Here is a 14,500-nt window from a genome sequence, read left to right on the forward strand (position 1 = left end):
GGCCGGGAACGCACGCCACCCGCCGCCCCGGCGTGGTCCAGCGCGGCTCACTCATACGAAAACGGGCCGAGCCCAGCAGCCGGCTCGGCGACAATGAAGGCCGAAGCGCCACGCCGAGCCCAAGGACTGACGATGAGTCACGAACGTGAGGTAGCCCCGCCCGGGCTACGCCGAGTACTCCAGGACGTCGTGCACGCCCTGGAGGAGGAAGCGGTTGCGACCCTCGCCGCCTGGCTCGACATCCCGGTGCCCTCCGGCCTGTGGGGCAGGGACCTGCCCGAATGGATCAACGAGCAGTTGCAGCGGCTGCCGGACCCCAAGGTCTTCGACCTGCTGGAGCATGCCCTGACCTCGAACGGCATGTGGGGATCATCGGCCTACGACGAGAGGGTCAACAAGATCCTCAAGGAGGCCGAAATCGCTCTCGTGATGGTCGACGGCTCCTTCCTTGAGGACGACGAGGGTGCCGAAGAACTGGACGTCCAGGACGCCACGGTCCGCCCGCTGACCCTGCTCACCGGGAAGTACGCCACCGCCCGGAGCAATTGGGCCAAGGCCCTGACCGCCCAGAAGGCCGGGGACGATCGCCAGGCCGTCGCGTTGGCCGTCAACACCCTGGAAGGCGTCGTCAAGATCGCCTCCGGGCAGAAGGACATCAATTCCGGGCTTCGCCGGCTGTTCCCCGAAGGCGAGCGCACCCCGCTGTGCCAGGCGATCAACCAACTGCACAACTACGGCTCCGCGATGCCTTGGGTGCGCCACGGCGGCGGCCAGAAGGACGTGGAGCTGACCCGGATTGAGGCGCTGGGCGTGGTGCGGGCCGCCGCCGTGTGGATCGTCATGCTGATCAACCTGGACAAGGAGGGCCGCTTCTAGGCCCGCCGGAGGTCAGGCGCCGACCTCACCGGCGCCGACCTGAAGTTGTCGGCGTATAACGAGCGCGCCGCCCGCCACCTGGCCGCCCAGGTCGGCATCACCGACGTCCGCGCCGGACTGCTCCCTCAGGACAAGGTCGTCACCGTACGGGAGTTAGAGGACCAGGGCCGCAGGGGGCTGGTGGTCGGCCACGGCGTTAACGACGCCCCGGCGCTGGCCGCCGCGCACACCGGCATCGCCATGGGCAAGGCCAGCTCCGACCTTGCCCTGGAGACCGCCGCCGACGCCGTCGTGGTACGCGACGAGCTCGCCACCATCCCCACAGTCGTCGTCCTCGCTTGTCCGAGCGGCGAGCTCGCTCGTGGACGGCGCCAAAACCACGACCGACGCGCGGGTTGGAGCACGACCGCATCCAGGAATCGACGAGCCCGCGCGTTTCCGACCGCTCTGCCCAGAAGGTGAGAAAACAGGAGCAAGGGCACGAGTACGTCGAAGCCAAGCTTATGTCCCTCGGCGCCCCTGCGCCCCGAGCCGGCTGTAACCCGGCCCTGTGGCTACGCGACGCCCTGCAAGCCGTGGGAGCCGTGAACCTGCGCCATCGCGGCGCGCAGCTACTACGTCCTGTTCGACCGCACCGCCACCTGGGGACACCCCGGCGTGCCGCAGGTGCTCGCCGTGCATCCGCAACGGGACCACAAGAAGCGGACGTTCAGCTTCGAGCATGCCCCTATACCGCTGCCCGCGATGGCACAGTCCTGGCTCATCCACCGTGGCTGTCCGCCCGATGCCATCGCCCTCGCCCCGCTGGGCCCGCCGCCGGCGGACGAGGCCACGCGAGCCCTGGAGCGACGCCTCGCCGGCAACGGCGACCACTACGCCATGGGCTACTCCTACACCAGCGACGACCCGGAAGACATGGTCATCGTCGTGGTCCTGCGTGCCCTGGACGAGCGAGCTCCCTCGCCGTTCCGCGTCGTGGTCGAAGAGGTCGACACCGAGACGTGGACGCACGCCCTGCGCGAGGGCGGCTTCGACACGCTCGGCGAGGCACTGCAGTGGTGCGACGACCGCCTCGCGGGCGAGGCCGGCCCTCTTCCGCCGGTCCGCCCGGCAGCCGCAGTTAGCCGCCCGGCCGGCTTGCCGAAGGTTCCTGCTCCGCGCCCGCCCGGCCGCTCACGCTGAGCGTCAAAGCCGACCAGGGCGGCGCAACATAGCCGACGATCGCCGGTTAGCCAAACCGGCGATTCTCCGGACTCTTATACAGCCGCCGGGACAACACCCGCGGCACCTTCCCCGCAATCCCTATGCCTTCACGGAGGTTTCTTCCGCATGCGCTCCACCCGAATTGCCATATCCGCGGCCATGCTCGGCGCACTCGCTCTGCCTGTGCTGTCCGCCACCACCGCCAGCGCGACCCCCGCGAGCAGCTGCTCGTCCCAGCCGCCGCTGCCGTACGAGGTGCACACCGCGGCCGTGACCATTCGGTCCAAGGCCACCACGCATTCCACCGCGGTCGGCGTGCTCTACAAGAGCCACCGCTTCAGCGTGCATAAGAAGAGCGGCAACTGGCTCTACATCACGGACAAGACGACCGGCGTCAACGGCTGGGTTTCCGGCACGTACGTCTACCGCGACGTCCGGATGTGCCTGGACTGACAGAGCCCAGCAGGTGCCCGTAAGCGGCTGAGCCACCGGGTACGGCAGTCCCCCATTCCCCAGGGATCGGCCTTTTGAGAACAGGAGATTTCCCTTTGCCCGATGGCATATCCGATGAGTCTGAGGATGTCGTGGGCGTGCTCACCGAACGGATCGAAGGGCGTTTCGGCATGGGCATGGACCAGTTGAAGGCCGCGGTCGCCGCCGCGCCGACCGCGAATCCCGACGCCACCGACGTCGTCAAGTGGTACGGCCTTCTCGTCGAGGCCCAGTCCGTGCTGGACCGTGCGGAGGACGATCTTGTTGCTGCGCTGCAGACCCAGCCCAGCGAGGTCGACGATCCGACGATGGGCCTCGCCCACCGGGTGAACGCGGCCGTCACCGCCCGCGACGGCCGGGCCATGGTCGTGCGGTGGCTCCTCGACCCGGACGCTCCGGGGAAGAAGGACCTTGCCGCCCAGCGCCTCGCCCGCCTCCGGCCCCGAACCGGCCCGGCGGTGCAGACCAGCGCTCCCCACCGTCCCGCCGGTACATCCGCACCGGCGTCGGCGTGGCGGTCGACGAGGGCCGCCCGATGAGCCGGGACAAGGCCAGCACCATGGACGCCGACCTGCAGAAGGTCTTCGGCAACCCGGTACCCGAGCTGTACGAGGCGGCTGCCGGCCAGGATGCTTCCCCCGCGCTCGCCCGTGCCCTGGAGCTGCGTTCGTTCCTGGCGCTCACCGAGGAGCAGGTCGCCCGCGTCCGCGACCGCGTTCACGCCGACATGGACCCGGACCGCGACATGGGCGAACTGTCGGCGGACAAGCTCCGCTTCGACGCGCAGTGGCTGGAAGCCGCACTGGAGGCCCGCGACGGCTACCGCGCCGCCCTCGGCGGACTGCTGCTCACCATGCCCCCGCCTGCCCAGCAGGAACGTCCCGTCCGCACGGCACAGTTCAGGGCCATCGCGACCCTGCCCCCGTCTGCCGCCACGGCACCGCAGCGTGCCGGGGCGGCCCGGGCCCGCCGACCGTGAAAGCCCACGCTTGCCCCACCTCACGTCCACCGACATAGCCGGACGGATTGAGGACCTGTACGGCGCGCCGCTCGCCGACCTCGAAGCCCACGCCCAGGACCAGCCGCCCGGCATGCTCTCCGCCCTGCTCGGCATGCACGAGGGCCTCGCCCTCGCCGAGCGCAGCATCGACGTCCACCGCGACCACCTCGCCCGGCTCATCCACCCCGAGCGACAGATCGGCCCGCACGAGGTCTCCCACCTCCTCGACGGTGCACGCCGGCTCGCCGAAGCCGTCGCCGTCCGCGACGTCCATGCCAAGTCGGCCGCCGCCGTTCTGCAAAGCCTGGCCCGCGTCCCAGCCCCCACGCATGCCCCGCCGGCTTGCTCGCCGCCCGTTCCGGCTCCACCTGTTGCGGCGCCGAGCCCGGCGCACAGCCGCTGACCCCAGGCGATCCCTCTCTTTCCTTCACCCAGGAGCTCCTCCCTTGGCCATCACCGCTCTGCCCCCTGACACCGACGCCGACATCGCCCGGGTCACCGAGGCCCTTGCCATGATCACCCCGCGCTGGAACGTGAGGATCCTCCTGGCCCTCTCCGGCCCGCCGCTGCGCTACAGCGAGCTGGCGGCCAAAGTGTCCTGGCTGCAGAACGGCCAGCTCCACCCCAAGCTCAAGTCGCTGTGCGGTGCCGGACTCGTCGAACGCACCGAACACACCGCACGGCACGTGACCTACCGCCACACCGAACGCGGTGCGGCCCTGCTGCAGGTCCTGCCGGTGATCGTCACCTGGGCCGAGGAACACCTGGAGAAGGCGGACCGCCCGCTGCCCGCGATCGAGCAGATCGAGGACAGCCTGACCCTGCTCACCCGGCGCCACGCCGCCGCCATCCTGTGGGTGCTCAAGTCCCGGCAGGAGGTCAGCGGCCGGGCCCTGGCCCGGATCGTGATGCCCAGCAGCGATTGGACCAACATCTATCCGCCGCTGCGGCAGCTCGTCGCCGACGGCCTGGTCGACACCGAGGGCATCGGCCAGCCCTACCGGCTGTCCGCAGCCGGCGATGGCCTTGGCCCCGTGCTCGGCGCCCTGTCCGCCTGGTCCGCCGGGCAGAGTCTCGACCAGGCGTCCCACCATCCGGTCTGGGGACACCCGCAGGCGAAGCCCGCGCCGAGGCCGTGGCTCAGCAGCCAGCCACGGCCGGCCCCCGCGGCGCTCCCACCCGTTCGCACGACCGGATCCTCTCCGGCGTGGCACCACCGCGATCTCTTCTCGCACGCTACGACCGCCCGCCCGAAGGCAGCCATCCCGGCGGGAGGCCCGCGCCGATGAGCACCCCCTTCACCCCTGCCGAAGTACGCCACGCCGTCGAACTTCTCGCCTCGCGCTCCTTGATCCGCCTGGTCACCGAGATCGACGACAACGGCGCCATACCGCCGCGACGGCTGGCTGGCACCCTGCCCGACCTCTCCACGCACCAGCTGCGAAGCGCCTCCGACACGGCCCGTACCCACGGTCTCATCCGGGTCGCGTCCGGCGCCGGTCTGGAACTCACCGACAGTGGATCGGAGTTGGCCGACCTGTACGACGCGATGGCGCGCTGGGCCCGACGTCACGCCGTCCCGGCCCCCGTCTGCGAGTTCAGCCGCCGTATCCGGCACGTCCTCGACCTGTTGGCGCCCTCGCTCACCACCGAGCACGGCGATGGCCTCGCACCGCTGTCCGCCGTGACCGGCGCCGGGGCGGCGGACCTTGCCCGTCCCCGCACGCTGTTGATCCAGTGGCTGGCCGCTAACCCCCAGGTGGCCAGGGCGTTCGAGCCTGAGCCGGTCGCGTGAGCGCAGCGGTCACACCCCGGCACGCACGCCACACCGCCGGGCTGCTGCGCGGCATCTACCTGCCGCGCACGGCGGACGCGTTGGCGTTCGCCATGTCCACCTACGGCATCCCGCTGCTGGTCCTGGCCACCACGCGCTCCGCCGCGCTCACGGGAGCGGCGTTCGCGTTGGAGTGGATCCCGAGGCTGGCGGCGTTCGGGTGGGCCGGATCGATCGTCGACCGGCGCGGGGCGTCCGTCGTCTTCCACCTCGCCTCCCTGGGACGTGCGATGGCTCTCGCCGCCGGCGCGGTCCTGCTCCACCTTCACCCGTCCGGCACGGTGGCGAGCGTGACCGTGATGGTGCTCGCGGCGGTCACGGGCGTGCTCACCGAGTTCAGTTACATCGCGGCCGAGACCGCGGGCGCCGCCGCCGGCCGCCGGGCCGGAACGCGGGCCCATCGCGTCCAGGCAGTCCTGCTCGGCATCGACCAGATCGCGACCCTGGCCGGGCCGGCGCTCGCCGCAGTGCTCCTGCTCGCCGGACCGCCGAGGATGCTCGCGGTGATCACCGTGCTGTCGTTTTTCGCCGCGCTGCTCGCCCTGCGCACACCCCCCTCGCCCGTCGCCCCGGCCCGCACGCCGAAGCGGCAGGCCAGCGCCGGGCTGCTCACCGGGTGGCGCACCATCCGATCGCTGCCCGCGCTCGGCTGGCTCGTGACCGGGCTGACCCTGTCCAACCTCGCCACCGGGCTCCTCCAAGCGGCCGGACCCGTGATCGTCGTCAAGCACTTCGGGCAGTCCACCACCGACGTCGGCCTGGTCTGGTCCGCCGCTGCTGCATTGACGCTCCTCAGCGTCACCCTCTGCCGGTTTGCGATCGACCGCCTTGGCCTGTGGCCGGTCGGCGCCGCCTGCGCGGCCCTCGCCTCGCTCGCCACCCTCGCCGCCGCCCAAGCCCCCGACTACCTCTCCTACCTCGTCCTGGTCGCGGTCCTCATGGCGGCCGAGGGCGGCATGACGGTGGTGCTGCGCACGCTGCGCTCCCTGCTGATCCCACCGGAGAAGTTCGGCAGCACCCTGTCGGCGACCATCCTCATCCTCCTACTGCCCTACCCCGTCGCTGGCGTACTGACCGCGCTCACGCCGCCCGACGCACTGGGCCACGTCATCACCGCTTGCGCCGTCCTGCAGGGCCTCGGACTGGCCCTCGCCTTCACGCGCCTGCGCACCGACCCAGCCCTGCGCACCTGACCCTGCACTTTCCCCCAGCCTGTGGAGAACCCCATGCCCACCGCCGTCTCCAGGATGAACCGTGCGAGCGGTCGCACCATCACCGAGCGGTTCCACGCCTTCGACACGCAGAACCCGCACGTCTACCGCGCCCTGGAACGCATGGCCGCCCGCCGCCTGGCCGCAGGCGCCACACGCGTCGGCGTAAAGGACCTCTTCGAAGACCTGCGCCGCCAACTCCCGCACGGAGTCGCCGGGCTGAACAACAACTTCACCGCCCTCTACGCCCGGCGGCTGATCGCCGCGCACCCGAGCTGGGCCAGCGCGTTCGAGCTGCGCCGCCGCCGGGCCGACTGACAGCTCCCCGTCCGTTTCCTCCCCTCTGAGCACCCGGCCCTGCACCGACTACGCCGCTCAGCCCCGCCTGTCCCGCTCGCGCTGGAGCAGGCGGGGCAGGTGCAGCGTTCCTCGGCCGCCGAGGTCCGCCGTCCACACATCCACGCCCCCTCCGAGGAGCCCTTTCTTGTCCGACCGCCCTGTCGTCCTGGTCGTCGCCGCATCCGACATGGAGGCCGAGGCGTACCGCGGGTACTGCCTTCAGTCCGTGGCCGCCGCCTACGACATCGTCCTTATCACCGGCGAAGAGCCCTCCTGGGAGACGCCGTACCTGCGGGACTGCGTGGTCGTGCCCGACCCGACCGACCAGGCGGCGCTGTCCGCCGCCGGCCGGGCCCTGGCCGACCGCTACGACCTGGCAGGCGTGTTCACTTGGACCGAGTGGTACCTCGTCCCGGTCGCCCGCCTCGCGCGCCAGCTCGGCCTGCCCGCCACCGTCCCGGAGGCCATGCAGGCATGCCGTAACAAGGCCACCTCCCGTGCATTGTTCGCCCGGCACGGGGTTCCGTCGGCTGCCTCGGTGAGCGTGCGCACGCCTGCCGAGGCCGAGGCAGCGGCCGAGCGGATCGGCTACCCGGTCGTGCTGAAGCCCGCCGCGCACGCGGCCAGCATCGGGGTGATCCGCGCCGACATCCCCGAACAGCTCACCGCCGCCTTCGCGTTCGCCGACCAGGCGGCCGGGCTGGGGCTCGAGTCCACCAGCGTGCTGGTGGAGGAATATCTCGACGGGCCCGAGGTGTCGGCCGAGTGTGTCACCTACGGCGGTGAGACCACCGTGGTGGCCGTCACCCGCAAGTCGGTCAGCGCCCCGCCGTATTTCGAGGAACTGGCCCACTCCGTCGACGCCGCCGACCCGCTGCTCGACCTGGTCGCCCCGGCGGCACGCGCCGCGATCCACGCCCTGGGGATCACCGACGGCGTCTCCCATGTCGAGATGCGGCTGGTCGACGGCAGGCCGCGGCTGGTCGAGGTCAACGGCCGGATCGCCGGCGACATGATCGGCCACCTCGTCCAGCTCGCCACCGGCATCGACCTACCGCGCGCCGCCGCCGACATCGCCTGCGGCCGTGCCCCCGACCTCACCCCGACCCGGTCCTCGGCCGCCGCGATCCAGCTGCTCTACCCCGACACTTCCGGAACCCTGCTCCGCCTCGGATTCGACGGCGTCAGCCCGCGCTGGCTGGAACGCGTGCACTTCCAGCACCAGGTCGGCGACCAGCTGCTCCTCCCGGCCGACGGCGGCAACATGTTCACCGCCCGTATCGGCTACCTGATCACCACCGCGCCCACCGCGGACCTCGCCCAGGACCGGGCCCAGCAGGCTGTGCGCCATCTGCAGGTCGACGTGGCGCCCCGCACAACCGACGAGCCTGTTCCAGGTGGCCGCCCTGCATGAGCTGCACCGACGCTTCCGTTCGCCGCAGCCGTGTCCTGCTGACCGGCTACTTCTTCGGCCTGGGCGTGGTGATGGCGGTCTGGGGCGCCCGGATGCCTGCCGTCCAGTACGCCGCCCACCTCACCACCGCCGGCCTGTCGCTCGTCCTGCTCGCCGCCGCTGTCGGTATGGTCGCCGGACTGCAGGCTGGCGGCCGACTCGCCCGGCCCGACCGACTCCCCCTGCTCCTGATCGGCGGAGCCGTAGCACTAGCAGCAGCCCTCGCTCTGCTGGGGCAGTGCCGGACGCTGGCCTCACTACTCGCGGCGGCCCTCGCCTTCGGCGCCGCGCACGGTGTCCTCGACGTCGCCGCCAACACCGCGGCGGTTCGCTGCCAGAACCTCGCTGACCGGCCGGTCATGTCCTCCCTGCACGCCGCGTACTCCATCGGCGCGCTGGGCGGTGCCGCCCTGGCCGCCGCCACGGCGCGCACAGCCCACAGCGCCTTGTTCCTGGCCACCGCCCTCGCGCTGACCGCGACCGTGCTCGTGGCCGGGCCGCGCACCCTCGCGCTGAGCGGCGCCGACCAGTCCGAGCCCCCCGAGCCCCAGGGGCCCGGCCAGGGCCGGGCGGGCAGTGTGTGGCTGTTGGGGGCGCTGGCGGCTGCGAGCCTGCTGGGGGAGGGGGCGGCAGCCGACTGGGCCGCAGTGCACCTGCACACGCTGCACGCCACAACCGCCCTCAGCGCGACAGCGTTTGCCCTCTACAGCACGGGCATGGCGATCGGCCGGCTCACCGGCGACCGGCTCACCGCCGCCATCGGCGCCCCTGCCTTGGTCCGCACCGGCGCGGCGCTCGCCGCCGTCGGACTGGCCACCGGCGTCCTTGTCGACAGCGTGCCTGCGGCGCTGGCTGGCTGGGCGGTCTTCGGACTCGGCCTGTCCGGCACCGTCCCCTCCCTGATCACCGCCGCCGGCAGACACGGCCCTAGAGCCGTCGCCACGGTCTCCGTCACCGGCTACCTCGGCCTCCTCGCCGGCCCCGCCGTCATCGGCGCCCTCGCCAGCGCCACCACCCTGTCCACGGCCCTGCTGCTGCCCGCCCTCCTCGCAGCCGCTCTCGCCGCCCTCACCCGCCGAGCCCTGGAGAACACCGCCCCTTGACCCGCATTACCGGCCCCGACGCCGTCATCCTCGACTACAACGGCGTCATCGGCCTGCAGCCCACCCGCGCCCAGTGGCTACGGCTGGCCAGTATCGCTTCGTGGCCTGAAGATGATCTCGCAGCGTTCCAGCGCGCCTTTTGGAACGCCCGCGACCTCTATGACGCCGGCCAGCTCAGCGACCTGGCGTATTGGGCCCGCGTCCTCGGCGCCCACCCCGGCCCCCGCCTGCTGCGCGAACTCCTGGCCGCCGACACTGACATGTGGGCCGCGACCGACGCTGGCGTCGTGTCCGTCCTGCGCCGCGCCCATGCCACCGGAATGCCGATGGTGCTGTTGTCCAATGCGCCCTCCCACCTCAGTACGGTGCTCGACACCCACGACTGGCGCCGCATGATGGCCCAGGCGCTCTACTCGGCCCGCCTGCAGCTGTGCAAGCCCGCCCCAGCCATTTACCAGCAGGCGCTGCAGGCCACCGCGGTCCGTGATCCACGACGCGTGCTGTTCGTGGACGACCGCCTCGACAACTGCCAGGCCGCCGCCCGCTTGGGCCTGCGCACGCTGCACTACACCGGCTCCACCGACGGCCTCCGAACAGCTTTGCTGCCCGCTGACTGACTCATCCGCCCGCGCCGCCACTCAGGAACCCGTGTCCCTTCACGACGACCTTCACGCCCTAGACGGAGACGTCTTCATTTCTCCGCGCCACCTCGCCTCCACGACCGGCACCGGCGACCCAGCCCTCACCCCGCTTCTCGACCTCGGCTGGGACCTCCAGCACGACGACCTCGGCAACGTGTACGTGAACGCCCCCGACCGCCGCGTGCGCCTGGGCTACCTGCCCGAAGGCGAGGACGACGGACTCTGGCGCATCAACGCCTACAAGGACCCATTCGGACCGCCGACATGGGGCGTCTGTTTCAACGACCGCGTCCCCACCGAGTTCGTCCAAGCGTTCACCACCGCCCTCGCCGCCGCATACGAACAGGGGCCGGACGCCTACCTCGCCCGGCCGGTCTCGGGAACCGATGAGCACGATCCCTTCCTCGCCGTCGTGCCTCTCCTACAGCAGGGATGGGAGATCGACCGTCCCCGCTGGGGCGTCTTCGCCGTCCAGGCCCCGGACGGCCTCGCCGGTCTGGAGTTCACCACCGGGGACCTGGATCCGGAAGCCGAGCTGACCACCCGTGACGCCCGCTGGCAGCTGTGGGCGGGAAAATCCATCGACCGGCCCGTCTGGTACGCGACGGCCAGCACCGACACCCCCGTCGCCCTGCTCACCGCAGTCACCCGATGCGTCGCCGATCCGACCCCGCTGCCCCGGTGGCGTCAGGACACCCTCAGCTACATCGAGGGCATGGCCCAGCTCCACCCCGTCATCCCGCCGCAACCGCAGGCCCCAACCCCGCTTGACGTGCAGCGGGCTGCCGCATCCCGCCGTCCGGCCGCGCTCCCTGCGGCCAGCATCCCGCGCTGGAGCACCACCAGCCGGCAGGCCCTGCCCGGCCCGCGCCGATAGTGTCGGCCCATCCCCGACCGGAGATCCCTCTTGTCCCTGCAGGCCGCCGAGTTCTTCGCCGAGCTGTGCCTCCCCTTCCACGACCACGCCGTCGTGGGCGCCACCTACTTCGCCGCCCCGGTCTCGGGCGCACCGCTGCGGCTGCGGATCGAGTTCACCGCCACCATCCACGCGGACACCTATGGCGGTCTGCGGGTGGCGGTCATCCACCCGGACCGCGGTGAAATCGACGCGGTCGCCCTCAGCTTCCTCGATCACGGCACCTTCCACCGCCGCGACGAAGCCAACAACACCCGGCCGAACACCAAGCAGTACGGCACGTTCAGCACCTACCACCACCTCGGCCGACCACCGTGGGAGGGAGCCGTCACCACGGGGCTGCGCGACGCCATCGAGCAGTACATCGCCGTCTGGTTCCCCGGCGCCTGGGCCGCGTCCACGCCCAGCCGCGCGGCGAGCCGTTCCGCGCACCGGGCGCCCACCCCGCCGGCCACCCGCAGCCAAGCCCGCACCCGCTGAGTCCTGACCTGGATCCCCGTCCGGTGACCGACCTTCCACCAACTGATCAAGGAGTCCCCTTCCTCGTGCACGCTCGTTTCGTTCGTGGCGCCGTCCGATCCGCCGCCGTCGCCGCCGCAGTGACCGGTACCCTCACCTGGGCGCCTGCCGCGGACGCCCAGCCCTCCGAACCGACACCCTCGACCTCGGCAGTCGCTGCCGACACGCCGGCCGCGGACGCGGGCAGCGTCGAGATCACCACCAGGGCCACGGCCGGAGATGTGCTCCCCGGCGCCGCGTTCCTGCTGCTCGACTCAGCCGGTCAGGAGGCCGGGCGCGGGACAACCGACGCGCAGGGGAAGCTGACCTTCCCCGACCTCACGCCGGGCGTCTACCGGCTCAAGGAGACGGCCTCCGGCAGCCCGCTCTACGAGGTTGTCGCCGACCAAGACGTCATCGTCACGCCCGGGGAGACCACGCGGCTGACGATCACGGACTCGTACAAGGCCGCCAAGGTCCTCCTGCAGGCCAAGGACGACAAGACCGGCAAGCTCCTGTCCGGCGCAACGGTGAACATCGGCACCGGCACCTCGACGCTGCTCACCCTGACGACCGGTGCCAAGGGCACAGCCTCCGGGGAACTGCCGGTGTCTAGCCGGAAGACGGAGTTTTGGGTCAAGCAGGTCAAGGCACCCGCAGGATACGGCCTCTACAAGCCGTCCAAGACGTTCACCGCGGGCCCCGGCGCCCCTGTGACTGTGACCGTCACCAACACCAAGGCCGCGACCAGCCCGAAGCCCCACCCCTCGGACAAGCCGACCACCGAGCCCACCGGTACCCCGTCCACCCCTGCAGGTAGGCCGGGCAGCGAGACCGGCGGGGCCATGCCCTCAGCGCCGGGCACCGCCACGCCGGATACCGACGCTTCGTCCACTGCATCTGCGTCCTCGGACGGCGACTCCACGCCAGCGACCCCGGCAGGCTCCCTCGCCCACACCGGTGCCGACGCCACCCCGTGGATCGCCGCAGGCGCCGGGATTTTCATCGTCGCTGGCGCCGTCACCCTGGTCGCTGTCCGCCGTCGTAGGGCTGCCGAGTCCGAGTCCGACAGCAACAGCAAGACCAACTAGCCGAAGATCAACCACCGCCAACACGCCCCCGTGAAGCGCATCCGGGGGCCTGCTGACGTCTATCGACGCCGAACCTCTGCCCCACATCTGGCACGTGCGGCGTACCGGCGCTATGCCTGGCCCGGCATAGCGCAGGCCGGCCCGCGCGTGGACCGTTCGCACCGGCACGGCCGAGCGCTGTGTCGTGCTGCGCCCCGACTGGTCAGGCTGGCTGGGGGCGACCGAAGAGAAGGTCGTAGCCCGCGGGGAGCTGCAGCAGGATCCGGTTCAGCAGGTCGTCGCCGGAGATGTCGGCGACGACGCTGAGCCCGGCGCTGACATCCCAGGTCGCCCGGACCCGAACGAGCGGGTGGGCACCACCGCGGGGGGGTGCCTCTATGTCTTTGGTCAAGCGAGGCGTGGGGTTCTGGGTTCGTAGAAGGTGCCGTCGCGGAGCATCGCGAACAGGACGTTGATGCGTTGTCGGGCGAGCCGGAGGAGGGCTTGCGTGTGGGTCTTTCCTCGGGTCCGGCATTTGTCGTAGTAGGTGCGGGAGGCGGGATCGTGCAGGGCGGCGAACGCGGACAGGAACATCGCGCGTTTGAGCTGTCGGTTGCCGCCTCTGGGTGCGTGTTCGCCGTGGATCGAGGTCCCCGAGGACTTCGTGGTCGGGGCGAGGCCGGCGTAGGAGGCGAGGTGGGCGGCGGTGGGGAAGCTGGTTCCGTCGCCGACGGTGACCAGCAGCGCGGCGGCGGTCCTGACGCCGACGCCGGGCAGCGACGTCAGGACCTTGGAAAGAGGGTGGTTCTCCAGCAGGGCTGTGATCTGGGCTTCTGCCGCCCGTCTTTGTTCGTGGACGGCGCCGAGCGAGCGGGCCAGGGATGGGATCACGATGTCGAGGGTGCCGGTGCCCGGGACCACGACGGTCTGCTCGTCGAGGGCGTCGAAGACGTCGTCGATCAGGCGTGTCGCCATGCGCGGGGCCTTGGGCCGGATTACCTCGACCAGCCTGCGGCGTCCGGCTTTTCGCAGTGCGGCCGGGGATCCGTAGCGTTCCAGCAGCCAGGTCACGGCGCTGTGGTCCAGGCGTGGGCCCAGGACCCGTTCCAGGGACGGGTGGAACTGGGTGAGCAGGCCCCGGATCCGGTTGCTGGTGCGGGTGGCCTCGGCCGCCAGGTCCTGGTCGAAGCCGACGAGGACGGTGAGTTCGGCGGTGATCTCGTCGGTCAGCTGAAGCGAGCGCAGGGTGTGCGGCATGGTGCGGGCGGCGTCCGCGATGACGGCCGCGTCGCGGGCGTCGGTCTTCGCTTCGCCCGGGTAGAGGTCGGCGATCCGCCGCATCGCGAGTCCGGGCAGGTAGGCGACCTTGCAGCCGGCGTCCCGAGCGACCGTCAGGGGCAGGGCGCCGATGGATGCAGGCTGGTCCACGATCACCAGGACGGTGCCGAACTTGGTCTTCAGTTTGGTGAAGACCTCCCGCAGCTTCGGTTCGGTGTTCGGGAGTTGCTTGTCGAAAACCTTCTTGCCGGCCGGCGTGAGGCCGTGCCCGTGGTGGGCGCTCTTGCCGACGTCCAGACCGAGGAAGACGCCTATCTCGTCGCTGTCGTCCAAGCCGTCCTCCCGAACGGATGTCGTGCGTGCTGGCCAGGGCGTTGGCGTCGTATGCGCGCATCCACGTTATGCAGACCTGCCACCCGCGAGCGGCCGGGCATTGCGCCAGGCCAGGCGGTAGTCGGACCTCTCATCAGCGTCTCCAACGGCGCCTCCCAGGCCCGGTGACACCACCCCCCAGGTCATCCGTTCGACAGGGGGGAACAGTCATGCCGGGCCCGGAGGCCAGCGGTCCTCTTGCAGGACCGCGAAG

General features: G+C 71.2%; 16 protein-coding genes and 3 pseudogenes. 17 read left to right on the forward strand and 2 right to left on the reverse strand.

All coding sequences use genetic code 11. The features are described 5' to 3' along the window. The first annotated feature begins 132 nt into the window (after window positions 1-132). The 17 genes and pseudogenes from GA0115233_RS19155 (at window position 133) to GA0115233_RS19235 (ending at window position 12,657) form a co-directional block, all read left to right on the forward strand. Window positions 133-876, forward strand: a complete 744-nt coding sequence (locus GA0115233_RS19155; protein WP_141689540.1) for a hypothetical protein — start codon at window positions 133-135, stop codon at window positions 874-876. A 33-nt stretch (window positions 877-909) separates the two neighbouring features. Then, a pseudogene (locus tag GA0115233_RS19160) lies at window positions 910-1,215 on the forward strand (HAD family hydrolase); the annotation flags it as partial. Window positions 1,216-1,485: 270 nt separating this feature from the next. Further along, window positions 1,486-2,058 (forward strand): annotated as a pseudogene (locus GA0115233_RS19165) (hypothetical protein); the annotation flags it as partial. Window positions 2,059-2,205: 147 nt separating this feature from the next. Continuing rightward, window positions 2,206-2,532 (forward strand): SH3 domain-containing protein, encoded by a 327-nt coding sequence (locus GA0115233_RS19170; RefSeq protein WP_255310264.1) that lies wholly within the window; start codon window positions 2,206-2,208, stop codon window positions 2,530-2,532. A gap of 95 nt (window positions 2,533-2,627) precedes the next feature. Then, window positions 2,628-3,110, forward strand: coding sequence for a hypothetical protein (locus GA0115233_RS19175; RefSeq protein WP_093721468.1), 483 nt, complete (start codon window positions 2,628-2,630; stop codon window positions 3,108-3,110). After that, window positions 3,107-3,550: a hypothetical protein gene (locus tag GA0115233_RS19180; RefSeq protein ID WP_107406446.1), complete on the forward strand. Its 444-nt coding sequence runs from the start codon at window positions 3,107-3,109 to the stop codon at window positions 3,548-3,550. The genes GA0115233_RS19175 and GA0115233_RS19180 overlap by 4 nt, the downstream gene beginning before the upstream one ends. 10 nt (window positions 3,551-3,560) lie before the next feature. Beyond that, a complete protein-coding gene (locus GA0115233_RS19185; protein WP_176711857.1) occupies window positions 3,561-3,974 on the forward strand; it encodes a hypothetical protein in 414 nt (137 codons plus the stop codon). A gap of 43 nt (window positions 3,975-4,017) precedes the next feature. After that, window positions 4,018-4,860, forward strand: a complete 843-nt coding sequence (locus GA0115233_RS19190; protein ID WP_093721469.1) for a winged helix-turn-helix transcriptional regulator — start codon at window positions 4,018-4,020, stop codon at window positions 4,858-4,860. Next, complete coding sequence (locus GA0115233_RS19195) at window positions 4,857-5,366, forward strand: regulator (RefSeq protein ID WP_093721470.1); 510 nt, start codon at window positions 4,857-4,859, stop codon at window positions 5,364-5,366. Before GA0115233_RS19190 ends, GA0115233_RS19195 begins: the two co-directional genes overlap by 4 nt. Next, window positions 5,363-6,598, forward strand: coding sequence for an MFS transporter (locus GA0115233_RS19200; protein WP_093721471.1), 1,236 nt, complete (start codon window positions 5,363-5,365; stop codon window positions 6,596-6,598). The genes GA0115233_RS19195 and GA0115233_RS19200 overlap by 4 nt, the downstream gene beginning before the upstream one ends. Window positions 6,599-6,631: 33 nt before the next feature. Beyond that, a complete protein-coding gene (locus GA0115233_RS19205) occupies window positions 6,632-6,934 on the forward strand; it encodes a hypothetical protein (protein WP_093721472.1) in 303 nt (100 codons plus the stop codon). Between the two features lie 208 nt (window positions 6,935-7,142). Continuing rightward, entirely contained in the window at window positions 7,143-8,369 is a 1,227-nt protein-coding gene (locus GA0115233_RS19210) for an ATP-grasp domain-containing protein (protein ID WP_093721486.1), read from the forward strand. Next, the gene (locus tag GA0115233_RS19215) at window positions 8,366-9,511 is read left to right on the forward strand and encodes an MFS transporter (protein ID WP_093721473.1); all 1,146 of its coding nucleotides are present in this window, start codon (window positions 8,366-8,368) and stop codon (window positions 9,509-9,511) included. The genes GA0115233_RS19210 and GA0115233_RS19215 overlap by 4 nt, the downstream gene beginning before the upstream one ends. Continuing rightward, on the forward strand, window positions 9,508-10,128 hold the full coding sequence (locus GA0115233_RS19220) for an HAD-IA family hydrolase (protein WP_093721474.1): 621 nt from the start codon (window positions 9,508-9,510) through the stop codon (window positions 10,126-10,128). Before GA0115233_RS19215 ends, GA0115233_RS19220 begins: the two co-directional genes overlap by 4 nt. 31 nt (window positions 10,129-10,159) lie before the next feature. Continuing rightward, window positions 10,160-11,029 carry a DUF317 domain-containing protein gene (locus GA0115233_RS19225; RefSeq protein ID WP_093721475.1) on the forward strand — a complete coding sequence of 290 codons (870 nt, stop codon included), beginning with the start codon at window positions 10,160-10,162 and terminating at the stop codon, window positions 11,027-11,029. A 30-nt stretch (window positions 11,030-11,059) separates the two neighbouring features. After that, window positions 11,060-11,548: a hypothetical protein gene (locus GA0115233_RS19230; RefSeq protein WP_093721476.1), complete on the forward strand. Its 489-nt coding sequence runs from the start codon at window positions 11,060-11,062 to the stop codon at window positions 11,546-11,548. 65 nt (window positions 11,549-11,613) lie between these two features. Further along, on the forward strand, window positions 11,614-12,657 hold the full coding sequence (locus tag GA0115233_RS19235; RefSeq protein WP_093721477.1) for a SpaA isopeptide-forming pilin-related protein: 1,044 nt from the start codon (window positions 11,614-11,616) through the stop codon (window positions 12,655-12,657). Window positions 12,658-12,859: 202 nt separating this feature from the next. Here GA0115233_RS19235 and GA0115233_RS19240 read toward each other — a convergent pair. Both GA0115233_RS19240 and GA0115233_RS19245 read right to left on the reverse strand, forming a co-directional pair. Then, a pseudogene (locus GA0115233_RS19240) lies at window positions 12,860-12,988 on the reverse strand (DUF2267 domain-containing protein); the annotation flags it as partial. 56 nt (window positions 12,989-13,044) lie between these two features. After that, complete coding sequence (locus GA0115233_RS19245) at window positions 13,045-14,247, reverse strand: IS110 family transposase (protein ID WP_093721479.1); 1,203 nt, start codon at window positions 14,245-14,247, stop codon at window positions 13,045-13,047. Between the last annotated feature and the right edge of the window lie 253 nt (window positions 14,248-14,500).

The sequence above is a fragment of the Streptomyces sp. DI166 genome, from assembly GCF_900091315.1.
Lineage (GTDB): Bacteria > Actinomycetota > Actinomycetes > Streptomycetales > Streptomycetaceae > Streptomyces > Streptomyces fuscus.